The organism is Mycobacterium sp. NTMscope_MAC_269 (assembly GCF_976985695.1).
This window is the reverse complement of sequence record NZ_OZ335668.1, coordinates 4919140-4939691: the sequence shown is the minus strand read 5'-3', so window position 1 is coordinate 4939691 and position 20552 is coordinate 4919140. Positions and strand designations below refer to the sequence as shown.

Genomic DNA, 20552 nt, shown 5'->3' with positions numbered 1-20552 from the left:
GTCGACCCGGCTCAGGACTCACATCAGTAACTTTTGTCACGCGGCTCAGGTGGCCCTGTCAGAATGGACCCGATGTCGCAAGCGCCCGAGAAGGAACTTTCGGAAGGCCCCGCCGTCGAGACGCCCGCCGCCTCGACCGGTGAGCCGTCCGAGCAGCAGCCGCCCGCCTTCTTGTGGCCGCGCAGCCTGCAGGCCCGGGCGACCCGGCGGGCCCTGCTGCTGACCGCGCTCGGCGGGCTGTTGATCGCCGGGCTGGTCACCGCGATCCCGGTCAGCACCGAATCGGGACGGCTCCTCGACAGCAGCCCCGTGCGCAGTACCGGGGCCAAGAGCGACGCCGCCTTGAATCGCGCCTCCCGCGGGGAATGCCTGATGTGGCCCGACACCACGCCGGAGTCCGCGAAGATCGTCAACTGCAACGACGACCACAAGTTCGAGGTGGCCGAATCCATTGACATGCGGACGTTCCCAGGCTCGGAGTATGGGCCCAACGCCGCGCCCCCGACGCCCGCCCGCATCCAGCAGATCACCCAGGAGCAGTGCGAGGCGTCCGTCCGTAACTACCTCGGACTCAAGTTCGATCCGAACAGCAAGTTCACCGTCAGCCTGCTGTGGCCCGGCGACCGGGCCTGGCGTCAGTCCGGCGATCGCCGCATGCTGTGCGGTCTGCAGCTGCCCGCCACGAACAACCAGCAGCAGGCATTCAAGGGCAAGGTCGCCGACGTCGACCAGTCCAAGATCTGGCCGGCCGGTACCTGCCTGGGTATCGATCCGGCGACCAACCAACCGACCGATGTGCCGGTCGACTGCGCGGCCCCGCACGCGATGGAGGTCACCGGCACGGTCAACCTGGCCGAGAAGTTCCCCGATGCCCTGCCCGCCGAGCCGGACCAGGACAGCTTCATCAAGGATTCGTGCACCAAGATGACCGACGCGTACCTGGCGCCGGTCAAGCTGCGCACCACCACGCTGACGCTGATCTACCCGACAGTGCCGCTCTCGAGCTGGACGGCCGGCAGCCGCGAAGTGGCCTGCAGCATCGGCGCGACGCTGGGCAACGGGGGCTGGGCGGCCCTGCTGAACAGCGCCAAGGGTCAGCTGCTGATCAACGGCCAGCCCCCGGTGCCGCCCCCCGATATCCCCGAAGAGCGGCTCACGATGCCGCCGATCCCGCTGCAGGCCCCGGCGCAGGCGCCGTCCAACCAGTCGACCAGCGCGCCGGAGATCCCCCCGAACAATCAGCACCTGCCCGGGCAGCAACCCGTGGTGACGCAGCCCCAGCAAGCGCCGCAACCCCAGCAGCCGCCCGCCCAGCAACCGCCGCCCCCGCCGGCGGACAACGGCGCGCCGCCGGCCAACCCGGCACCCGAGGCGCCGCCGCCCCCGCCCGCCGAGCCGCCGCCCGGGGGCTAGCCGGGTGCCCGTGCGGATGGACCCGCGGCGCTTCGACGAACTGGTCTCCGACGCCCTCGACCTGATACCACCCGGGTTGGCCGCGGCGATGGACAACGTCGTGGTGCTGGTCGAAGATCGCCATCCCGAGGACGCCGAGCTGCTCGGACTGTACGAGGGGGTGGCGCTGACCGAGCGCGACTCCGACTACGCCGGTGCGCTGCCCGACACCATCACGATCTACCGCGGGGCGCTGCTGGACGCGTGCGAGTCCGAGGCCGAGGTCGTCGAGGAGGTGGCGATCACGGTGATCCACGAAATCGCCCACCACTTCGGCATCGACGACGACCGGCTGCACGAACTGGGCTGGGCCTGACTGGCGCGGCGTCCCGGATTTGTCCGCGCCGGGTGCTATGAACGCACCTATGAGCACTGACTGCCGCGACTGCCGGGCAGGCTTAGATCACTGTCACGGCACCATCATTCATCACGCCCTGCACCGGTCGGAGTGCACCGAGCCGGATTGCGTCAGCCCCGAATTGTTGCCGCACGCCTTCGCCATCGATTGCGACGCCGTGGGCTGTGCCTGCACCGCGGCGATCGCGCTGGCCGTCTGAGCGACGCCTCAGCCCATCGGGTCGGTGCTTGACCGCACCGCGTCCGCGACCGGGGTCGCCTCGGCCTCCGGATAAAAGGGCGGGGTCAACGTCCCCCACCGCACGCAGCTCCACCGCCCGTCGGTGATCGGGGTCAAGGCCACCGATTGGGCGTTGTCGAGATGATTGTCGAGCGCGAAGTCGGCCTCCACGCCGGCCAGCACCGCGGCGGCCAGCCGGATCGCCGCGCCGTGGCTGACGACCACGATGTCGCCGTGGAAGTCGTGGTCGTCGAGGTAGCGCAGCCGCAGGTCGGTGAGCACCGGCACGTAACGGTCCAGCACGTCGTTGCCGGTCTCGCCGCCCGGCAGCGGCACGTCGAGTTCGCCGCGATGCCAGCGGTCGTAGATCGCGTTGAACTCCGCGACCGCCTCGTCGTCGTTGCGGTCTTCGAGCCGGCCGACCTGCACCTCGTGAATGCCGGGCACCTCGAGGGCGGACATCGCGAGCTGGCCCCCGATCACCGCCGCGGTCTGCGCGGCCCGGGTGGCCACCGAGTGCGCGAGCATCGCCGGCCGGCCCGACCCGCGGGCGAACGCCCGGGCCTGGTCGCGCCCCAACGGTGTCAGCTCCGCCCCGGGCGGGCGGGTGTCGAGGCGGCGCTCGACGTTTCCGTAGGACTGGCCGTGCCGCACCAAGATCAAGTGACCGCTCACCGCCGCGACCCCCCGCCGGGGTCTTCGGGCTTTCCGTCCCGGACCCGCGCCAACCAGCACAACGCCTCGTCGGCGGACGGCGGCAACGCCCCGGCGGGCGAGCCGGTCGGCCACGATCCCAGGTACCGCACATCGGCACAACGACGGTGCAGCGCCTTGAGTGCCTCGGCGACAGCGTCGTCGTCAATGTGTCCCACGCAATCGGCGAAAAACCGGTAGGTGCCGAGCCCGGTTCGGGTCGGCCGGGATTCGATTCGGGTCAGGTCGATGCCACGGACGGCGAACTCGGCGAGCGCGGCCAGCAAGGCGCCCGGCGCGTTGTCGATGCGCAGCACCACCGAGGTCCGATCGGCGCCGGTGCGGGCCGGCGGCGGTCCCGGCGGCCCGACCAGAACGAAGCGCGTGCGGGCGTTGGGCTCGTCGACCACACCGTCGGCCAGGGTGTCCAGCCCCAGGTGGGCGGCGGCCAGCGGTGAGGTCACCGCGGCGTCGACGCGCCCCTCGGCCACCTGCTGGGCGGCGTCGGCATTCGAGTACGACGGCCGCAGTTCGGCGTCGGGCAGGTTGGCGGCCACCCAGTGCCGTACCTGGGCCGCCGCCACGCCGAAGGCGGCCAACGTCCGCACGTCGGCGGCGCGGCATCCGCGTTTGACGACGATGCTGAAGGCGACGTCCAGCGTCGTCTCGGCGAAGACCTGCAGCGGCGAGCCCATGGCCAGGCTGTCCAGGGTGGGCGTCACCGAACCGTCGATCGAGTTCTCGATCGGGACGCACGCGTAGTTCGCGGCGCCGTCGCGCACGGCGTCCAAGGCCGCCGACGTGCTGTCGACCGGCACCGGCCGCACCCCGCCGGAGTCGGTTGCGGGAACCAGGCCGGCGGCGGTGATCTGTCGCAGCGCCGCCTCGGTGAAGGTCCCCTCCGGACCGAGGTAAGCGATGCGGGCCACGTCCCAACCCTAGCGGCGCGCTGGACAGAAAACCCTTGCGACGCCAACCCGGGTAAGTTAACTTAGGCTTACCTAAACATAAGGATGAGGATGGTGTTACCGCTGAGCTGCCACGCCCCGACCACCGCCGAACGGATCCGCAGCGCCTGCGTGCGCGCCGGCGGCGCGCTCTTGGCGATCGAGCATGACGACCCGGTCCCCACGCCGGTGCATCACTTGATGGACGACGGGTCCTTCGCGCTGGCGCTGCCCGTCGAACGGGAACGCGGGAGACCCATCGCGGGATCGCAAGCGCTGCTGGAGCTGACCGATTACGCGCCACTGCCCCTGCGTGAACCGGTCCGGTCGCTGGTGTGGGTGCGCGGGCGACTTCAGGAGGTGCCCCCGGCGCACATCCTCTCCACGCTCGACGCGATCGCCGCCGAATGCCCCGATCCGGCGCTGCTGGGTGTCGACACCCCGCGGTGCGCGCCGTCCGGTGGACACGAGCAGCGGTACACACTGCTGCGGCTCGAGATCGCCTCGGTAGTGGTCACCGACGCCACCGGCGCGGAGCCGGTCACCGTGGCCGACCTGCTTGCGGCGCGGCCTGACCCGTTCTGTGCGCTCGAATCGGGCCTGCTGCGGCACCTGGACGCCGCCCACGGCGACATCGTGGCGCGGCTGGTGTCCCGGCTGCCCGCGCCCCTGCGCCGCGGGCGCGTGCGGCCGCTGGGGCTCGACCGCTACGGCGTGCGGTTCCGCGTCGAGGGCAGCGACCAGGACCACGACGTCCGGTTGCCGTTCCACAAACCGGTGGACGACATGACCGGCCTGCGCCAGGCCATTCGGGTGCTGATGGGGTGCCCGTTCATCAACGGGCTGCGGGCGCGCGGCTAGCCGCGGCGCACCTGCCACGTACGTTAGGCAGGTGAACGGCGAGCGCTCACCCCGGCGTCGGCGGCCCGGACAGCCGGACCCGCCGCGCCGCGAGCCGCCGCAGGTGATTCGCCGCGCGGGCGTCCCGCCGCCGTCACCGACCGCAAAAACCCAACCACTGCACCGGCCGGCGCCACCGGCCCCGCCACGACCACACGCGCCGCGGGCACCCCGCAAGCGGCGCCGCCGGATCCGAACGATGCTGTCGGCGCTGCTGGTGGTCGTGCTGCTGATCGGCGCGGGCGTCGTCGCCGGCGCCGTGTGGTTCGACACCAGACTGCGCCGCGAGCAGGTGCTCGCCGACTATCCCGAACGCCCCGGGCCCGGCCGCGGCAGCAACTGGCTCATCGTCGGCTCGGACAGCCGCCAGAGCCTGAGCGCCACCCAGCAACAGGAGTTGGCCACGGGCGGCGACATCGGTGACGGCCGCACCGACACGATCCTGCTGGTTCACGTGCCCGGGGTCGGGGCCGCGGTTCCGACGACGATTGTGTCGATCCCGCGCGACTCCTATGTGCCGATCCCCGATCACGGTAAGGACAAGATCAACGCCGCGTTCTCGATGGGCGGCGCGCGGTTGCTGGTCCGCACCCTGGAACAGGCCACCGGATTGCGCATCGCTCACTACGCCGAGATCGGATTCGGCGGGTTCGCCGGGTTGGTCGACGCGCTCGGCGGGGTGACGGTGTGCCCGACCACCGCGATCAGCGACCCGTTGGCCGGGATCGATCTGCCGGCCGGCTGCCAGACGCTCGACGGCCGGCACGCCCTCGGCTACGTCAGGACGCGCGACACCCCGCGCGCGGACCTGGACCGGATGGTCAATCAGCGCCAGTTCGTGGCCGAACTGCTGCATCGCGCCGCCAGCCCGGCGGTGTGGCTCAATCCATTTCGCTGGTATTCGGTGCCGCGGGCGGCCGCCGACGCCCTCACCGTCGACCAGGACGACCACGCCTGGGATCTGGCTCGGCTCGGCTGGGCGTTGCACGGCTCCACCGCCACCATGACCGTCCCGATCGGCGAATTCACCAGCGGTGATGCCGGCGCGGTGGTGGTGTGGAACCACGCCGAGGCCGGCCGGTTGTTCGACGCGTTGGCCGCCGATGCGCCGCTACCGCCCACCACCGCGGATGGCCAGCAGTAGCCGGGGAAACTAGATGCTGATTTGGCCCGCCGCATCGCCCCGCAGCCACGCCTTGGTGCGGCCCGGGTGGTGGGTGGCCAGCCAGGCCACGCCGACCTCGCGGCAGAAATCGATGTCGTCGTAGTCGTCGACGTTCCAGCAGTAGACCGCCCTGCCCTGGGCGATGGCGCGGTCCGCCAGTTGGGGATATTCCTTCAACGTCAGCAACGACGGCCCGACGGCGGTGGCGCCGACAGCCGTGGGCGCGCCGCTGGTCAGGTAGCGCGCGGTCTTGCCGAGTAGCACGGTGGGCAAAAGCGGCGCGGCCCGCCGGATCCGCCAGACCGCGGACGCCGAGAACGACATCACCACGGCGCGGGACCGATCGGCCGAGGCGGGCGCGGCGATGCCGAATCGGTGCAGCAGCGCCAGCAGCTTGGTTTCCACCAGTGAGCCGTACCGGACGGGGTGCTTGGTCTCGATGAAGAGTTTCACGGGCCGATGCCAATCCAGCACCAGCGAAACCAGCGCGTCCAGCGTCAGCAAACTGGTGTCGCCGTGGCCGCCGTCCTCGCGCCAGCTGTCGTGCCACGCCCCGTACTCGAGCTCCCGCAGCTGAGCGAGCGTCATCGTGCTGACCAGGCCGGCTCCGGTCGAGGTGCGGTCTAGCCGGCGATCGTGCACGCAGACCAAATGGCCGTCGCGGGTCAACCGCACGTCACATTCCACGCCGTCGGCGCCCTCTTTGAGCGCGAGGTCGTAGGCGGCCAGCGTGTGTTCGGGGCGCGCCGCCGAAGCCCCGCGGTGGGCGACGACATAGGGATGCCCGGCGAGCACCTCGTCGGCCCACGTCATATCCCTATGCTGCCGGTTCCTGCCCCTCTAACTCAACTGGGTCAGCCGAAGCCGGTGCGGCGGCGCCGTCCTCGGGAACCATCACCCAGCGATGCGCAGGACGTGCGACCGGCTTGCGATGGAAGCCCTCGAAAATGCGGGTCGCGGCGGCCAGGGTGGCGGCCGCGAGCAGGTAGGCGACGACCATCAGGACGGTGTTGTTGGCGATGCCCTGCGCGTCGGTGGCGAAACTGGTCGCGATCGCGGCGATGGAGACGGCGTAGCTGCAGACCCACGCGATCCACCACTGCAGGACGGATCGGCGCAGCCGCGCCCAATGGTCCTCGAGCATGGCCAGCTCGATCACGTAGACCGGGGCCCACAGCAGATTGGCCAGCGGCACGACGCAGCCGGCCCACAGCGCGCGCACGGAGCGCGGCTCGGGCAGGCCGTGATGGGCGAACACGGCGGCGCGCCGCGCGATCATCCAGCGGATCAGCAGCACGCCGGAGGCGATCACCGCCGCACCCGCACCCACGCTGGCGAGCACGCCGAGCCAGTCGGCGGCGATGGCCACCCACGAGTTCAGCAAGGTGTTCCGGTTGATGACCAGCAGCACATAGCGGACGACGTAGACCAGGGCGGCAATGCTGAGGACCAGCACGCTCACGAATGACGTGGTGCGGATGATCTGGCCCGACGGCCCCGGTGGTGCGGCCGCTTCGGCCACGGCGGGTGCCTGTTCGACGCGGTCGGCCAAACCCCAACGCGGAATCACCGCGTAGCGCGGGGTGGGCCCGAGGGGGCGCCGGGCGTGCCTGGCCGGCGGGGCGGCGCCGGGACGCACCGCTATCCAGCGATAGCCGGGCGGAAGGCGTGGCGGAGTGCGCTGCCAGGCCGGAGAACGCTGCGGTGCGGCCGGGTGTGGGGCGCCTGCGGTGCCCCACCGCGGGTCGGCGGGCGGGGATTGCGGCAGGGGCGCCATGAGGGCGCCGCGGCAGCGGGGACACCACTCGCGTTGCCGATCGCGCACGTTCCAGCGGGTGCCGCACTGGGAGCACACCTGGATCACCGGACCAGACTAGCGCCGCGACGATGCGGCCCGCGAAACGCGGGGCGAGGAGGAGCGGCGCCATCGGACCCCCCGCGACGATGCGGCCCGCGGAACGCGGGGCGAGGAGGAGCGGCGCCATCGGACCTCCCGCGACGATGCGGCCCGCGGAACGCGGGGCGCGGGCCGCATTCGAGCGGGGCGGGCAAACCTCATCAGCCGCTGCGGACTATCCACAGTTTCCACAGGTTTATCCACATAGACCCAGGGGGTATAGAAAGCCATCGCTACAGCCTCTGGCGCCGGATCGTGCTGCCGCTGTGGATAACACCGCGGTGTTGTACGCATGTCCTAAACAACCCAATCCGGCCGTTGAGCGAAATGGATTGCCTCGCTAAGCATCGGCTGGCCGCGCCCGCGACGCACCGTTTCCCGCTCCGCCGTTTTCGCGCCCCCACGCCGGCAGGTTCTCGCCAACCCCCAGCTCAGAGCGTTATTTCTCAACATCGCCACAAAGCGCTATGATCGCGTTCGCGAAAGTGTTTGTGACTCACCTCACTCACCGTGAGGTGAACCGGGGGGTGGAAGGCGATTGATGGCCACGCATTCGTTCGGTCCGGGTTCACCGGCCGCGTCGAAGTCGTATTGCGGCTCGCCCGCGTGGAATCACAGCTACACCATCGCGGCGCTGCGCGCCGGATTGATCGCACTGGCCTTGCTGGCCGTCCTCGCGGTCATCGTCTTGTTCTGAACTGACGCCGAGCGGGTATCCGCCTTGCGGCTCAACAAGGGTCATTCTTGCGGTGCGCGCGCTCATGGAGCAGGGTTGATAACGGCCGGCCGCCGTGAGGCGGCCCGCGCGACTGAGCGTCAAGACGATAATCGAAGAAAGGAACGCCGTGGCTGAATACACCCTGCCCGACTTGGACTGGGACTATGCAGCGTTGGAACCGCACATCTCAGGTCAGATCAACGAGATCCACCACAGTAAGCACCACGCCACGTACGTCAAAGGCGTGAACGACGCTCTGTCCAAGCTCGAAGAGGCCCGTGCCAACGAGGATCACGCTGCGATCTTCTTGAACGAAAAGAACCTGGCCTTTCACCTGGGCGGCCACGTCAACCACTCGATCTGGTGGAAGAACCTGTCGCCGGACGGTGGCGACAAGCCGACCGGCGAATTGGCCGCCGCGATCGACGACGCCTTCGGATCCTTCGACCGGTTCCGTGCCCAGTTCAGCGCGGCCGCCAACGGTCTGCAGGGCTCGGGCTGGGCGGTGCTGGGCTACGACACCCTCGGCGGCCGGCTACTGACGTTCCAGCTCTACGACCAGCAGGCCAACGTTCCGCTGGGCATCATTCCGCTGCTGCAGGTCGACATGTGGGAGCACGCCTTCTACCTGCAGTACAAGAATGTCAAGGCGGACTACGTCAAGGCGTTCTGGAACGTCGTCAATTGGGCGGACGTGCAGAAGCGCTACGCCGCCGCGACCTCGAAAACCCAGGGCCTGATCTTCGGCTGACTTTTATCTCGATCGGCGGGGGCGTCGCGCACAATGCGCGGCGCCCCAGTCGTTTGTTCGGCCCCGAATCGGCCGGATACGAAGATCCGCGCCGCTGACCGTGTCGTGTTGCACGGCGCCTAATCCGCAGGCATTCTTAATTATTCGGACTATCAGTGTGGTTATTCCAAACGGAGGCGTCGCGCGGAGGTCGAGATGGAAACCGGCTCGGATCGGCCCATCGGGGTTTCCCCGTTCCATTCTCGTGGCGCCCTGAAGGGGTTTTTGATCTCCGGACGCTGGCCCGATTCGACGAAAGAGTGGGCACAGCTGCTCATGGTCGCGGTCAGGGTCGCGTCGCTGCCCGGATTACTCTCCACCACAACGGTGTTCGGTGCCCGCGAGGAACTACCCGACGAACCCGAACCGGGCACGGTCGGCCTGGTGCTGGCCGAAGGCACGGTTTTCGGTGAATCAGCAATCCAGCCAGGATATTTCGCCGACCATCAGCCCCCCGCGCTACTCATGCTGCACCCGCCGTCGGAAACCACGCCGTCACTGCCCGAATGCACGGGCGCGGCATCGGGATGCGTATTGCTGCCCGGCTTGCCCTACCTCGGGCTGGAGCACCGGGCCGCTTGGGTGGAAGCCGAAGCCGACGGCACCATCACCTCGATGGTGAGCCGGGTCGGCGTCGACCCGATCAGTCATCCCGACACGGCAATTCTGGCCATGCTCCTCGCCGCCTAGTCCCAGAACGCAGCGAAACCGAAGTAACCCTTCTCTCACCGCCGGCGGCGAGACCATCGCCGCCGGCGCGCGAATGGCGATTCGCCTTCCCGCGCGCGGGGCCGCGATTCGCGAGCGCCGAAATGACCGACCGATCCGGCCCGGCGAGCGTCACGTCGGCCGGCGGTCGCGACCGAACCCGTCCCGCATGACCGCGATCTCGGCGGCGCCGGCTAAGTTAACGACCCCTCGACCATGGGTGTCCGCCAAGCGGCCGACGGGTTTCGGCGCGCCCCTGGCAGTCTCGTTTGGCGCCCGGCAGCAAATGGTGCACTCGATCGGCGCGGCTCTTCGGCCCGTTGCGGTGCAATCGCCCAGCACGGCGCGCCTGCTCACCGTGCCCCCCACCAGACGGGCCCCCCGCCACTTCGGGACGGGTGTCCGATTCTGCGGATAACCTGTGAGTTCCGTGGATTTGGTGGACACCTCAGCGAATCAGTTAGACGCTCGTCAAGTGGGGAGTTGATGAGCATCAGCTGTGCCGGTCGGGAATCCTTCGGGGTTTGCACCTGGTTACCCTCATCAAGCCTCGCTACCATGATCAGCAAATACACCTAGGTAATAGTTCGCTTCTACAGCCCAGTGGAGGTCAAATCAATGAGCACGACGTTCGCTGCTCGCCTGAACCGCCTGTTCGACACGGTGTATCCGCCTGGACGCGGCGCGCACACCTCCGCGGAAGTGATCGCGGCGCTCAAGGCGGAGGGCATCACGATGTCGGCTCCCTACCTGTCCCAGTTGCGTTCCGGCAACCGCACCAACCCGTCCTCGGCGACGATGGCCGCCCTGGCCAACTTCTTCCGCATCAAGCCCGCGTACTTCACCGACGACGAGTACTACGAGAAGCTCGACAAGGAATTGTCGTGGCTGGCCACGGCCCGCGACGACAACGTGCGGCGCATCGCGGTGCGCACGGCCGAATTGTCCCCCGAGGCCCAGCGCGAGGTCATGGAGCGGGTCAACGAGCTGCGCCGCTCCGAGCACCTGGACGCCTAGCGGCCCGACATCGACCGCCCCGGGGCCTGGCGGCCAGCCCTGGGGAGCTGGCGCCCAGCCATTCCGATTAGGGTTGGCAAACGGATCGCGAACGCGAGAGCGTTAGACGACGATTGCCAGCGAGATACCGGGAGGCGGCCGGGAATGGGCCTGTTCGGCAAGCGAAAGAGCCGCGCGACGCGTCGCGCTGAAGCCCGCGCGATCAAGGCCCGCGCCAAGCTCGAGGCCAAGCTGGCCGCGAAACATGAAGTGCGGCGCGCCAAATCCGCCCAACGGGCGGAGAACAAGGCGCTCAGGGCTCAGATCAAGTCGCAACGCGACAGCGACCGCAATGCGCTCAAAGTCGCTGAGGCCCAACTCAAGGCGGCGCGGGAGGGCAAGATCTTCTCCCCCACACGGATCCGCCGCGTGCTCACGGTGTCGCGGCTGCTCGCGCCGATCCTCACACCGGTGATCTATCGGTTAGCCGTCTCGGCGCGGGCGTTGATCGATCAGCGCCGCGCGGACCGGCTCGGCATTCCGCTGGCCCAGATCGGCCAGTTCTCCGGCCCCGGCGCCCAGCTGTCGGCCCGAATCGCCGGTGCGGAAAAGGCGTTGCGGACGGTGCAGGACAAAAAGCCCAAAGACGCCGAGACCAAGGCGTTCGTGGCCGCCATCACCGAGCGGCTCGCCGATCTGTCGGCGGCGGTCACCGCCGCGGAGAATCTGCCCGCCGCGCGACGACGGGCGGCCCACGCCGCGATCTCGTCGCAGCTCGAAGGCATCGAGGCGGACCTGATGGCCCGCCTCGGGTTGAGCTGACTGACCGCACGAAAGGCAACCTCCTCCCATGTCAACCCACGGCAGGTGGATCTCGCGCATCCTGGTCGCGGTCGGCGCCGCCGCCGTCCTGGCTCTCGGATCGGCGCTGCAGTCCCCCACCGCACGGGCGCACGTCCACGCCAGCAGCGACGACGCGGTGCGCGGTGCCATGGCCCTGGTGACCTTCCAGGTGCCCAACGAATCGAACGCCGGGGCCGCCACCACCGCGTTGACCGTCACCCTCCCCGACGTCGCCTCGGCGCGCACCGAAAGCATGCCGGGCTGGACGGCCCGGCTCGACCGTGACGCGGCGTCCGGCGCCGTCCGCTCGGTGACATGGACGGCCGCGCCCGGCGGGGGGATCCCCCCGGACCAATTCGCACTGTTCCGGTTGTCCGTGAAGTTGCCCGACACCGACACCGTCAGCTTCCCGGCCACGCAGTCCTACGCCGACGGGACCGTCGTGAAGTGGGATCAGGCGCCGCTGCCTGACGGCGGCGAGCCGGAACACCCGGCACCCATGCTCACCCTGGGCAGCGGGCCGGCAGGGTCTCACCACCACCACTCGACGCCCACCCCGGTCACCCAACCCGCGCGGTCCGACGCGGCCGACAACACGGCGCGGTTGCTGGGTGGCGCCGCTCTGGTGGTCGCCGCGGCGGGTGTCGCAATCGCGTTGATCCGCCGGCGCCCATGAAACGGCTGGCGATCGGCGCGTGCGTCAGCGCCATGTTCGCGATGGCCACGCTCACCGCGCCGGTGGCCGCAGCGCACGCCGCCCGGATCGCCACCGACCCCGCGGCCAATGCCGTGCTTGCGTCCGGCCCGCAGCGGGTCAGCGCCACCTTCAACGAGCAGTTGCAGACCACGTTCGCCGCCATGACGGTGGTCGGGCCGGACGGCAACGTGTGGTCCGCCGGAGAGCCCACCGTGGCGGGCGCGGTGGTCAGCGTCGCCCTGCGTCCACTGGGACCGTCCGGGGCGTACACGGTGAACTACCGGGTGACCTCGGCGGACGGCCACGTGGTGTCCGGGTCCTTCTCGTTTCAGCTCACGGTGTCCGGTACCGGCACCCCCGGGCCTCCCGTCGCCGGCGGCGGCGGGGGCGGTGTCGTTCCAGTCTGGCCGTTCGTGGCGGCCGCGTTGGCGCTCGTCGCGGGCGGCGCCTGGTGGGCGGTGCGGCACAGGCGGTGATCGAGGCGCCGGGACGCGGGCTGGCATGATGGGGTCGAGATCCCTGAGCTAGGGAAACGACGACAGAGGAAGCTCAAGGAGCGGCCGCATGGCAGACCCGCAGGACCCCACCGACAGCGCGCCCGACGGCGCCGGCACCCCGCCGGAAAAGAAGCCGCCCGCCAAGGCGGCGAAAAAGGCCGCGAAGGCGCCGGCCAAGAAGGCACCTGCGAAGAAGGCGCCCGCCAAAAAGGCGCCCGCCAAGAAAGCGCCCGCGAAGAAGGCGCCGGCCAAGAATGCCGAACCCGCACCCCCGAAACCGCCCGAGCCGCCGGCCGGCCTGCAGCAGCGGGCGGAAACCAACGGCGACCTCACCGCCGCCGCCAAAGACGCCGCGGCACAGGCGAAGTCGACCGTGGACGCCGCCAACAACCCGGTCTCGCCCGCCGTCCCGGGGCCCGCGGTGGGCCAGTCCCCGGTGCCGCTGATCGTCGCCCTGGCCGTCAGCCTGCTGGCCATCCTGCTCATCCGCCAGCTGCGCCGCCGCTGAGTGCGCGGGTATTTAACGTGTCTGAAGTGACGGTGTCATTCCGGCCGACCGCCGACCTCGTCGACAGCATCGGCGCCGACGTGCGCAGCTGCGACACCCAATTCCGGCAGCTCGGCGGGCGCGCCGAGTTCGCCGGGCCGATCAGCACCGTGCGCTGCTTTGAGGACAACGCGCTGCTGAAGTCGGTGCTCTCCGAACCCGGTGCCGGCGGGGTCTTGGTGATCGACGGCGCCGGATCGCTGCACACCGCGCTGGTCGGCGACGTCATCGCCGAGCTCGCGCGCTCCAACGGCTGGGCCGGGCTCATCATCAACGGTGCGGTGCGCGATTCGGCCGCGCTGCGGGGCATGGACATCGGCATCAAGGCCCTGGGCACCAATCCCCGCAAGAGCACCAAGACCGGCGCCGGCGAACGCGACGTCGAGATCACGCTGGGCGGTGTGACGTTCCTGCCGGGCGAGATCGCCTACAGCGACGACGACGGGATCGTCGTCGTCGTCCCAGACGGCTAAACCGCTACCGGCGCAGGCATTTTCGCGAACTTCAGGCCCTCGTCGTCGACCTTGCCGCGCCGGATCGTGCGCATGTCGAAGAAGTAGTTCTGCTTGAGCCGCCACGGCGCCCGCGACCCCGACTTGGGCAGCAGGTGCATCGAGCGCCGGAAGTAGCCCGGGGTGAAGTCCATGAACGGCAGTTCGTCGACGGCCTCGCCCGGGTGTTGCGGCTCCACGAAGTCAAAGCCCTTGGCGTCCATGTAGTTCAGCAACCGGCAGACGAATTCGGAGACCAGGTCCGCCTTCAGCGTCCAGGATGCGTTCGTGTATCCGAAGGTGATGGCGAAGTTCGGCACCCCGGAGAACATCAGGCCCTTGTAGGTCATCAACGAGGTCAGGTCGATGTCCTCGCCGTTGCGGGTCGGCTTCACCCCGCCCAGCAGCTGCATGTTCAATCCCGTTGCGGTGACGATGATGTCGGCCGCCAACTCCTCACCCGAGATGAGCTTGATGCCGGTCTTGGTGAACCGGTCGATGGTGTCGGTGACCACGTCGGCCTTGCCGTGCCGGATGGTGCGGAAGAAGTCGCCGTCGGGCGCCAGGCACAGCCGCTCGTCCCAGACGTTGTAGCGCGGGCCGAAGTGCTTTTCGACGTCGTAGCCCTGCGGCAGGCGACGCTGCGCCATCGTCATCAACGTCTTGCGCATATAGGCGGGGGCCTTGCGGGACAGCTGGTACTGGAAGGTGCTGAACGCGATGGCCTTCCAGCGGTTGGCCATGTGCGCGAGGCGCTCGGGCAGCAGGCGATTGGCCTTCTCGGCGAACGGATCGACCCCGGGCAGCGAGCCGATGTAGGTCGGCGAGCGCTGCAGCATCGTCACGTGACCCGCGCCAGAGTTCACCAGGGCGGGGATCAGGGTGATCGCGGTGGCGCCGGATCCGATGACGACGATTCGCTTGCCCGCGTAGTCGAGGTCCTCCGGCCAATGCTGCGGATGGACGACGGTGCCGCCGAAGTCGTCCGAGCCCGGGAAGGTCGGCGAGAAGCCCTCGTCGTAGTTGTAGTAGCCGGTGCAGGCGAACAGGAACGAACAGGTCATTTCGCTCGTGCGGCCGTCGTTCTCGACGGTCAGCGTCCAGCGGTTGTCGGCGTCAGACCAGTCGGCGGCCACCACCCGGTGGTTGTAGCGGATGCGCGGTTCGATCCGGTTCTCGACCGCGGCTTCCTTGATGTAGGCCTTGATCGACGCGCCGTCGGCGATCGACTTCGCCGAACGCCAGGGCTTGAACCGGAAGCCGAGGGTGAACATGTCCGAGTCGGATCGGATGCCGGGGTATTTGAAGAGGTCCCAGGTGCCGCCGAGGTCGGCGCGGCGTTCGAGGATGGCGTAGCTCTTGGTCGGGCAGCGTTCCTGCAGGTGCCAGGCCGCGCTCACGCCGGAGATGCCGGCGCCGACGATGAGGACGTCGAGGTGCTCAGTCATACGGCCACGCTATCAACGCTGTGTCGATTCAGTCAACATAGTGTTGATACTTTCGACACCGTGTAAAGTAGCGGCCGTGACTACCGTAGGCCAGACGCGCGCCTTGCGCGGCCGCCGAGCCATGCGTCCCTCCGGGGACGACCGCGAGCAGGCGATCCTTGCGACGGCCGAGCGGCTGCTGGAGGAGCGCGGCTTCGGCGGTATCTCCGTCGACGACCTGGCCAAGGGCGCCGGCCTGTCGCGGCCGACCTTCTACTTCTATTTCAAGTCCAAGGAGGCGCTGCTGATCTCGCTGCTCGAGCCGGTCATCGCGCGCGCCGACTCCGAGTTCGACGGGGCGGTACAGCGGCTGCCAACCGACCCGCGCCGGGTGTGGCGCAATGGCATCAAGGCGTTCTTCGCCGCGTTCAGCTCGCACCGCGCGCTGGCGCGGGCCGCGACCGAGGCGTTGGCCACCAGCTCGGAGCTGCGGGCGGTGTGGCTGGGCTTCATGCAAAAGTGGATCGACCAGACGGCGGCCATGATCACGGCCGAGCGGGCGCGCGGCGCCGCCCCCGAAACCATTCCGGCCGCCGATCTGGCGACCTCGCTGAACCAGATGAACGAGCGCACGATGATGGCCGCACTGTCGGCCGAGACGCCCTCGGTCGACGAGGACCGGGTCGTCGACACCCTGACACACATCTGGGTGAGCAGCATCTACGGCGAATCCGGCTAGCTGTCGGAGCCTCGTGCGAACATATGTTCGTGCGGTGTGATGCGTCCATCCTGCACGCGGACCTGGATTCCTTCTACGCGTCCGTCGAACAGCGCGACGACCCGACCTTGCGCGGCCGCCCGGTGATCGTCGGCGGCGGCGTGGTCCTGGCCGCGAGCTACGAGGCCAAGGCCTACGGCGTGCGCACCGCCATGGGCGGGGCGCAGGCGCGGCGGCTGTGCCCGGCCGCCGTCGTGGTGCCGCCGCGGATGAGCGCCTACAGCCGCGCCAGCGACGCCGTCTTCGAGGTGTTCCGCGATTGCACCCCGATCGTGGAGGCGCTGTCGGTCGACGAAGCCTTCCTCGACGTCGGCGGGCTGCGCCGGGTCAGCGGCACGCCGGTGACGATCGCCGAGCGGCTGCGCGCCGATGTGCGCGAGCGGGTCGGGCTCCCGATCACCGTCGGGATCGCCCGGACGAAGTTCCTCGCCAAGGTCGCCAGCCAGGAGGCCAAGCCCGACGGGCTGCTGCTGGTGCCGCCCGATCAGGAGTTGACGTTTTTGCGGCCGCTGCCGGTGCGCCGGCTGTGGGGCGTGGGGGCGGTGACGGCCGAAAAGCTGCACGCGCACGGGATCGTGACCGTGGCCGACGTCGCCGAGCTCAGCGAGTCGACGCTGGGCTCGGTGGTGGGTGGCGCGATGGGCCGCCAGCTGTATGCGCTGTCGCGCAATATCGACCGCCGGCGGGTGACCACCGGCATTCGTCGCCGCTCGGTCGGCGCCCAGCGGGCGCTGGGCCGCTCCGGTAACACCATGTCGCCCAACGAGATTGATGCCGTCGTGGTCAACCTGATCGACCGCATCACCGGCCGCATGCGCGCGGCCGGCCGCACGGGTCGCACGGTGGTGCTGCGGCTGCGCTTCGACGACTTCAGCCGCGCCACCCGATCGCACACCATGGCGTGGGCGACGTCGTCCACGGCGCCCATCCTGGCCGCCGCGCGGCGGCTGGTCGCGGGTGCGGCGCCGATGATCGCGCAGCGCGGCCTGACGCTGGTGGGCTTCGCGGTGTCGGGCATCGACCGCAGCGGCGCTCAGCAGCTGATGCTGCCGTTCGGCGAATCGAACCGCCGCGCGGCCGGCGACGACATCGACGCGGCCATCGACCGGGTGCGCCGGCGCTACGGCAAGTCGGCGCTGACCCCGGCGGTGTTGTTGGGCCGCGACCCGGGCTTCGAGACGCCACACCTGCCTGACTAGTCCGAACCAAGGAGGGAACGCGCCGCCAATTCGCCGCTTTCCACGGCGCCTTCCATGAAGATCGGCCAGCTGCTGCGTTCGGCGCCGACGAAACGCACGCGGCCATGACTTTGCGGCAGCGATGCGCGGAACTGCGCGAACCGCCCGCCGTGAGGCCGGCAAGTCCTGCGCCGACAACGACGACTCTCATGCGCGTACCTATCCCGTCAGCCGAACGGCCCCTATCCTAGCATTAGGCAACAATTGCACTGGGAAATGAAAGGGGCTCCTTGTGCTGAAACAACTTGCGGGCGTGCCTGACGGCATTCAGGCCCTGGAGGCCGTCGGGACGGTGACCACGGACGACTACGACCGGGTGTTTGCGCCGCTGGTCGATCGGGCGCGACGAACGAGCGGCCGGATGCGGCTGCTCTACCAGTTCGGCCCGGGCTTCGAGCGCATCACCCCGGGCGCCTTGTGGGCGGACACACGACTGGGATTGAGCTACCTGGTGCTGCTCGACGGCTGCGCTGTCGTGAGCGACATCGATTGGATCCGGGCCCCCGCGCACGGCATAAGTGCGTGGATGCCGTGCCCGATGCGCGTGTATGACAACGACAAACGCGATGACGCGCTCGCCTGGCTGGCCTCGCTCCCACACGGCGCCGCCGTGCCAGTGCGGGACATGGCCAAGGCCTTTATCGGCGGCACTCTCGCCGCGGCGGGAAGCCTTGGCGGACACGTCATTTCGGCGGGCATCAAGAGCGGTCGCGGGCCTCGTTGAGCGCGGCGGTCAGTTCGACTCCGTCCACTCCAGCAGCCGGTCGGCCGGCCAGGTGTTCACGATCCGATCGGCCGGAACGCCGGCGTCCAGCGCGCGTTGGGCGCCGTAGCCGAGGAAATCCAGCTGCCCGGGCGCGTGCGCGTCGGTATCGATGGTGAACACGCAACCGATCTTTAGCGCCAGGTTCAGCAGGCGGGACGGCGGGTCGCGCCGCTCCGGTCGGGAGTTGATCTCCACCGCGGTGCCGTGCGCGCGGCAGGCCGTGAACACTGCCTCGGCGTCGAACTTGGATTCCGGACGGATGCCGCGGTTTCCGGACACCAGCCGACCGGTGCAGTGACCGAGCACGTCGGCGTTCGGGTTTTCGACCGCGCGCAGCATGCGCCGCGTCATCGCGGCGGAATCCATCGACAACTTGGAGTGCACGCTGGCCACCACGACGTCGAGACGTTCCAACAGTTCGGGTTCCTGGTCCAGGCTGCCGTCGTCGAGGATGTCGACCTCGATGCCGGTGAGGATGCGCATCGGCGCGAACTGTTCCTGCAGCCGGTCGATCACGTCGAGCTGCTTGCGTAACCGCTCCGGCGACAGACCGTTGGCGATGGTCAGGCGTGGCGAATGGTCGGTCAGCGCGCAATATTCGTGACCCAGCGCCGCCGCGGCGGCCATCATCTCCTCGATCGGCGCCGAACCATCCGACCAGTTGGAGTGCAGGTGTAGATCACCACGCAGCGCGGCACGAATGTCACCGCCACCGAGATCCTCTGCGGTGGAACGCAATTCGACCAGCAGATCGGGTTCTCGACCGGACCACGCCTGGTCGATGACCTTGGCGGTCTTGGGGCCGATGCCCGGCAACGTCTGCCAGCTGTTGGACTGGCCGTGGCGTTCCCGCGCCGCGTCGTCGAGCCCCTCGATGATGTCGGCCGCGTTGCGGTAGGCCATCACGCGTCTGGGGTCGTGACGGCTCCGGTCCTTGTAGTAGGCGATCTGCCGCAGGGCCGCTACCGGATCCATCACTCCAGTGTGCCCGCCGCGGCGCCCTCGGCTTACAGCAGCTGGCCGGCGACGAACCCGGCGAGCAGCACACCGAAACCGCCGATCTCACCGATGATCAGCGCGGCCATCGCCAGTTCGGTACGCCGGTCGGCGTGCTCGAATTGGTTGACGGTGTCGCGCCGGGCTCCGTGGGTGATGTAGGCGGCGATGGCCGCGACGAAGAAGAAGATGACGACGCCGGCCGCCGCCAGGTTCACCCATACCGGCCAGGCGCTGTATTGCACGAAGACCGCGAGCAGCAGCGTCGCGAACGAGTACAGCAGCGCCGCCCGGTGCGCGATGTCGACGTAGGGGTGCGCCAGATGGTTCTCCGAGGTCATCATCTCGCGGTATTTCCAGATTCCGAGAACGAGCGCGAGCAGGAAGATCAGGCCGGCCGCCAGCAGGGTGATCTTGGTGTCGATGCCGAGGGTGCCGCAAACGGTAGTCATAGCGCGGTTGAGTTTAGTTGCCCTTCATAAAGGCCGACTAACGTCGTGGAGATGCGATTCGCGTTCAAGACTTCCCCGCAGAACACCACCTGGGAGCAGATGTTGGCCGTTTGGCAGGAGGCCGACGACATCGACGTCTACGAATCCGGGTGGACGTTCGACCACTTCTATCCGATCTTCTCCGACAGCAGCGGGCCCTGCCTGGAGGGTTGGACGACGCTGACGGCGCTGGCGCAGGCCACCACGCGACTGCGGCTGGGCACCCTGGTCACCGGCATCCACTACCGCCACCCCGCGGTGCTGGCCAACATGGCGGCCGCCCTGGACATCATCTCCAACGGGCGACTCGAGCTGGGGATCGGCGCCGGATGGAACGAAGAGGAATCCGGCGCCTACGGCATCGAGCTGGGCAGCATCAAGGAACGCTTCGACCGCTTCGAGGAAGCGTGCGAGGTGCTGACCCGCCTTTTGACCACCGACTGTTCCGATTTTCAAGGCCGGTTCTACCAGCTCAAGGGCGCCCGCAACGAGCCCAAGGGGCCGCAGCGCCCGCACCCCCCGATCTGCATCGGCGGCAGCGGGGAGAAGCGCACACTGCGGATCACCGCCCGCTACGCCCAGCACTGGAACTTCGTCGGCGGCCCACCCGACGTTTTCGCCCACAAGCGCGACGTCCTCGCCTCGCACTGTGCGGACATCGGCCGCGATCCGAAGGAGATCACACTCTCGGCGCACCTGCGCCTCGAGCCGGATCTCGACTACGGGAAGGTCGTCGACGACGCGGCCGGGCTCGCCGCCGAAGGGCTCGACCTCGGGATCGTCTACCTTCCCCCGCCGCACGACCCGGCGGTGCTGGAACCGCTCGCCGAGGCGATCCGCGATTCGGGGTTACTGGACCGATAGCGCCGTTTTCGGGGTCCGCCCGCGGCGCTCAGGCGAAAATACCGTTCGCTCAGCGCCGAGCAAACCCATCGAGC

The 20552-nt window shown here is 69.1% G+C and carries 24 protein-coding genes and 2 pseudogenes; 18 read left to right on the top strand and 8 right to left on the bottom strand.

What is annotated here, in order from left to right; genetic code table 11:
- Nucleotides 1-63 precede the first annotated feature (63 nt).
- From ACZ50Z_RS23460 to ACZ50Z_RS23450, 3 genes and pseudogenes are all read left to right on the top strand, one after another.
- Complete coding sequence (locus tag ACZ50Z_RS23460; protein ID WP_464485698.1) at nucleotides 64-1413, top strand: septum formation family protein; 1350 nt, start codon at nucleotides 64-66, stop codon at nucleotides 1411-1413.
- Nucleotides 1414-1417: 4 nt separating this feature from the next.
- A pseudogene (locus ACZ50Z_RS23455) lies at nucleotides 1418-1817 on the top strand (metallopeptidase family protein); the annotation flags it as partial.
- Nucleotides 1818-2009, top strand: a complete 192-nt coding sequence (locus ACZ50Z_RS23450) for a hypothetical protein (RefSeq protein ID WP_464486371.1) — start codon at nucleotides 1818-1820, stop codon at nucleotides 2007-2009. It abuts the pseudogene before it with no gap.
- A gap of 8 nt (nucleotides 2010-2017) precedes the next feature.
- Here ACZ50Z_RS23450 and ACZ50Z_RS23445 read toward each other — a convergent pair whose 3' ends face one another.
- Nucleotides 2018-2704 (bottom strand): histidine phosphatase family protein, encoded by a 687-nt coding sequence (locus tag ACZ50Z_RS23445; protein ID WP_464485697.1) that lies wholly within the window; start codon nucleotides 2702-2704, stop codon nucleotides 2018-2020.
- Nucleotides 2701-3651, bottom strand: coding sequence for a prephenate dehydratase (gene pheA, locus ACZ50Z_RS23440; RefSeq protein ID WP_464485696.1), 951 nt, complete (start codon nucleotides 3649-3651; stop codon nucleotides 2701-2703). The genes ACZ50Z_RS23445 and pheA overlap by 4 nt, the downstream gene beginning before the upstream one ends.
- 90 nt (nucleotides 3652-3741) lie before the next feature.
- Between pheA and ACZ50Z_RS23435 the strand changes: the two genes are divergently transcribed.
- Together ACZ50Z_RS23435 and ACZ50Z_RS23430 are read left to right on the top strand one after the other, a co-directional pair.
- Nucleotides 3742-4530, top strand: a complete 789-nt coding sequence (locus ACZ50Z_RS23435) for a DUF2470 domain-containing protein (RefSeq protein ID WP_464485695.1) — start codon at nucleotides 3742-3744, stop codon at nucleotides 4528-4530.
- A gap of 238 nt (nucleotides 4531-4768) precedes the next feature.
- Nucleotides 4769-5713, top strand: coding sequence for an LCP family protein (locus tag ACZ50Z_RS23430; RefSeq protein WP_464485694.1), 945 nt, complete (start codon nucleotides 4769-4771; stop codon nucleotides 5711-5713).
- Between the two features lie 9 nt (nucleotides 5714-5722).
- On the opposite strand, the gene ACZ50Z_RS23425 is transcribed toward ACZ50Z_RS23430, so the two are convergent.
- Both ACZ50Z_RS23425 and ACZ50Z_RS23420 read right to left on the bottom strand, forming a co-directional pair.
- Nucleotides 5723-6547, bottom strand: coding sequence for a glycerophosphodiester phosphodiesterase (locus tag ACZ50Z_RS23425; RefSeq protein ID WP_464485693.1), 825 nt, complete (start codon nucleotides 6545-6547; stop codon nucleotides 5723-5725).
- A gap of 4 nt (nucleotides 6548-6551) precedes the next feature.
- Nucleotides 6552-7598: a DUF4328 domain-containing protein gene (locus ACZ50Z_RS23420; protein WP_464485692.1), complete on the bottom strand. Its 1047-nt coding sequence runs from the start codon at nucleotides 7596-7598 to the stop codon at nucleotides 6552-6554.
- 574 nt (nucleotides 7599-8172) lie between these two features.
- Here ACZ50Z_RS23420 and ACZ50Z_RS23415 point away from each other — a divergent pair.
- From ACZ50Z_RS23415 to rraA, 9 genes are all read left to right on the top strand, one after another.
- The gene (locus tag ACZ50Z_RS23415; RefSeq protein ID WP_008262955.1) at nucleotides 8173-8328 is read left to right on the top strand and encodes a hypothetical protein; all 156 of its coding nucleotides are present in this window, start codon (nucleotides 8173-8175) and stop codon (nucleotides 8326-8328) included.
- A 148-nt stretch (nucleotides 8329-8476) separates the two neighbouring features.
- Nucleotides 8477-9100 (top strand): superoxide dismutase, encoded by a 624-nt coding sequence (locus ACZ50Z_RS23410; RefSeq protein ID WP_464485691.1) that lies wholly within the window; start codon nucleotides 8477-8479, stop codon nucleotides 9098-9100.
- Nucleotides 9101-9295: 195 nt separating this feature from the next.
- Nucleotides 9296-9829, top strand: coding sequence for a peptidase (locus ACZ50Z_RS23405; RefSeq protein ID WP_464485690.1), 534 nt, complete (start codon nucleotides 9296-9298; stop codon nucleotides 9827-9829).
- A 636-nt stretch (nucleotides 9830-10465) separates the two neighbouring features.
- On the top strand, nucleotides 10466-10864 hold the full coding sequence (locus ACZ50Z_RS23400) for a transcriptional regulator (protein ID WP_464485689.1): 399 nt from the start codon (nucleotides 10466-10468) through the stop codon (nucleotides 10862-10864).
- A gap of 144 nt (nucleotides 10865-11008) precedes the next feature.
- The gene (locus ACZ50Z_RS23395; RefSeq protein ID WP_464485688.1) at nucleotides 11009-11665 is read left to right on the top strand and encodes a DUF6474 family protein; all 657 of its coding nucleotides are present in this window, start codon (nucleotides 11009-11011) and stop codon (nucleotides 11663-11665) included.
- Nucleotides 11666-11693: 28 nt separating this feature from the next.
- Nucleotides 11694-12362, top strand: a complete 669-nt coding sequence (locus ACZ50Z_RS23390; protein WP_464485687.1) for a YcnI family protein — start codon at nucleotides 11694-11696, stop codon at nucleotides 12360-12362.
- Complete coding sequence (locus ACZ50Z_RS23385) at nucleotides 12359-12859, top strand: copper resistance CopC family protein (RefSeq protein WP_464485686.1); 501 nt, start codon at nucleotides 12359-12361, stop codon at nucleotides 12857-12859. The genes ACZ50Z_RS23390 and ACZ50Z_RS23385 overlap by 4 nt, the downstream gene beginning before the upstream one ends.
- A gap of 88 nt (nucleotides 12860-12947) precedes the next feature.
- Nucleotides 12948-13388 (top strand): Rv3852 family protein, encoded by a 441-nt coding sequence (locus tag ACZ50Z_RS23380; RefSeq protein WP_464485685.1) that lies wholly within the window; start codon nucleotides 12948-12950, stop codon nucleotides 13386-13388.
- 26 nt (nucleotides 13389-13414) lie between these two features.
- A complete protein-coding gene (gene rraA, locus ACZ50Z_RS23375; RefSeq protein ID WP_464485684.1) occupies nucleotides 13415-13900 on the top strand; it encodes a ribonuclease E activity regulator RraA in 486 nt (161 codons plus the stop codon).
- Here the strand turns inward: rraA and ACZ50Z_RS23370 are convergent.
- A complete protein-coding gene (locus ACZ50Z_RS23370) occupies nucleotides 13897-15366 on the bottom strand; it encodes a flavin-containing monooxygenase (RefSeq protein ID WP_464485683.1) in 1470 nt (489 codons plus the stop codon). The two genes, rraA and ACZ50Z_RS23370, sit on opposite strands and share 4 nt — an antisense overlap.
- Before the next feature lie 76 nt (nucleotides 15367-15442).
- Here ACZ50Z_RS23370 and ACZ50Z_RS23365 point away from each other — a divergent pair, with 76 nt between their 5' ends.
- Together ACZ50Z_RS23365 and dinB are read left to right on the top strand one after the other, a co-directional pair.
- Complete coding sequence (locus tag ACZ50Z_RS23365) at nucleotides 15443-16084, top strand: TetR/AcrR family transcriptional regulator (protein WP_464485682.1); 642 nt, start codon at nucleotides 15443-15445, stop codon at nucleotides 16082-16084.
- 23 nt (nucleotides 16085-16107) lie between these two features.
- Complete coding sequence (dinB, locus tag ACZ50Z_RS23360) at nucleotides 16108-17322, top strand: DNA polymerase IV (RefSeq protein ID WP_464485681.1); 1215 nt, start codon at nucleotides 16108-16110, stop codon at nucleotides 17320-17322.
- Here dinB and ACZ50Z_RS23355 read toward each other — a convergent pair.
- A pseudogene (locus ACZ50Z_RS23355) lies at nucleotides 17319-17444 on the bottom strand (FAD-dependent oxidoreductase); the annotation flags it as partial. The gene dinB and the pseudogene ACZ50Z_RS23355 sit on opposite strands and share 4 nt — an antisense overlap.
- Nucleotides 17445-17614: 170 nt before the next feature.
- Here ACZ50Z_RS23355 and ACZ50Z_RS23350 point away from each other — a divergent pair.
- The gene (locus ACZ50Z_RS23350) at nucleotides 17615-18085 is read left to right on the top strand and encodes a SpoIIAA family protein (protein ID WP_464485680.1); all 471 of its coding nucleotides are present in this window, start codon (nucleotides 17615-17617) and stop codon (nucleotides 18083-18085) included.
- Between the two features lie 9 nt (nucleotides 18086-18094).
- On the opposite strand, the gene ACZ50Z_RS23345 is transcribed toward ACZ50Z_RS23350, so the two are convergent.
- Nucleotides 18095-19102, bottom strand: a complete 1008-nt coding sequence (locus ACZ50Z_RS23345; protein ID WP_464485679.1) for a PHP domain-containing protein — start codon at nucleotides 19100-19102, stop codon at nucleotides 18095-18097.
- Between the two features lie 32 nt (nucleotides 19103-19134).
- On the bottom strand, nucleotides 19135-19575 hold the full coding sequence (locus tag ACZ50Z_RS23340; protein ID WP_464485678.1) for a hypothetical protein: 441 nt from the start codon (nucleotides 19573-19575) through the stop codon (nucleotides 19135-19137).
- 51 nt (nucleotides 19576-19626) lie between these two features.
- Between ACZ50Z_RS23340 and ACZ50Z_RS23335 the strand changes: the two genes are divergently transcribed.
- A complete protein-coding gene (locus ACZ50Z_RS23335) occupies nucleotides 19627-20478 on the top strand; it encodes an LLM class F420-dependent oxidoreductase (protein WP_464485677.1) in 852 nt (283 codons plus the stop codon).
- Nucleotides 20479-20552 lie beyond the last annotated feature (74 nt).

Bases quoted from the DNA above. Each gene is read 5' to 3' on its own strand.
- ACZ50Z_RS23460 (WP_464485698.1), top strand. From the start codon at position 64: ATGGACCCGATGTCGCAAGCGCCCGAGAAGGAACTTTCGGAAGGCCCC.
- ACZ50Z_RS23450 (WP_464486371.1), top strand. From the start codon at position 1,818: ATGAGCACTGACTGCCGCGACTGCCGGGCAGGCTTAGATCACTGTCAC.
- ACZ50Z_RS23435 (WP_464485695.1), top strand. From the start codon at position 3,742: ATGGTGTTACCGCTGAGCTGCCACGCCCCGACCACCGCCGAACGGATC.
- ACZ50Z_RS23430 (WP_464485694.1), top strand. From the start codon at position 4,769: ATGCTGTCGGCGCTGCTGGTGGTCGTGCTGCTGATCGGCGCGGGCGTC.
- ACZ50Z_RS23425 (WP_464485693.1), bottom strand. From the start codon at position 6,547: ATGACGTGGGCCGACGAGGTGCTCGCCGGGCATCCCTATGTCGTCGCC.
- ACZ50Z_RS23415 (WP_008262955.1), top strand. From the start codon at position 8,173: ATGGCCACGCATTCGTTCGGTCCGGGTTCACCGGCCGCGTCGAAGTCG.
- ACZ50Z_RS23405 (WP_464485690.1), top strand. From the start codon at position 9,296: ATGGAAACCGGCTCGGATCGGCCCATCGGGGTTTCCCCGTTCCATTCT.
- ACZ50Z_RS23400 (WP_464485689.1), top strand. From the start codon at position 10,466: ATGAGCACGACGTTCGCTGCTCGCCTGAACCGCCTGTTCGACACGGTG.
- ACZ50Z_RS23395 (WP_464485688.1), top strand. From the start codon at position 11,009: ATGGGCCTGTTCGGCAAGCGAAAGAGCCGCGCGACGCGTCGCGCTGAA.
- ACZ50Z_RS23390 (WP_464485687.1), top strand. From the start codon at position 11,694: ATGTCAACCCACGGCAGGTGGATCTCGCGCATCCTGGTCGCGGTCGGC.
- ACZ50Z_RS23385 (WP_464485686.1), top strand. From the start codon at position 12,359: ATGAAACGGCTGGCGATCGGCGCGTGCGTCAGCGCCATGTTCGCGATG.
- ACZ50Z_RS23380 (WP_464485685.1), top strand. From the start codon at position 12,948: ATGGCAGACCCGCAGGACCCCACCGACAGCGCGCCCGACGGCGCCGGC.
- ACZ50Z_RS23370 (WP_464485683.1), bottom strand. From the start codon at position 15,366: ATGACTGAGCACCTCGACGTCCTCATCGTCGGCGCCGGCATCTCCGGC.
- dinB (WP_464485681.1), top strand. From the start codon at position 16,108: ATGTTCGTGCGGTGTGATGCGTCCATCCTGCACGCGGACCTGGATTCC.
- ACZ50Z_RS23345 (WP_464485679.1), bottom strand. From the start codon at position 19,102: ATGGATCCGGTAGCGGCCCTGCGGCAGATCGCCTACTACAAGGACCGG.
- ACZ50Z_RS23340 (WP_464485678.1), bottom strand. From the start codon at position 19,575: ATGACTACCGTTTGCGGCACCCTCGGCATCGACACCAAGATCACCCTG.
- ACZ50Z_RS23335 (WP_464485677.1), top strand. From the start codon at position 19,627: ATGCGATTCGCGTTCAAGACTTCCCCGCAGAACACCACCTGGGAGCAG.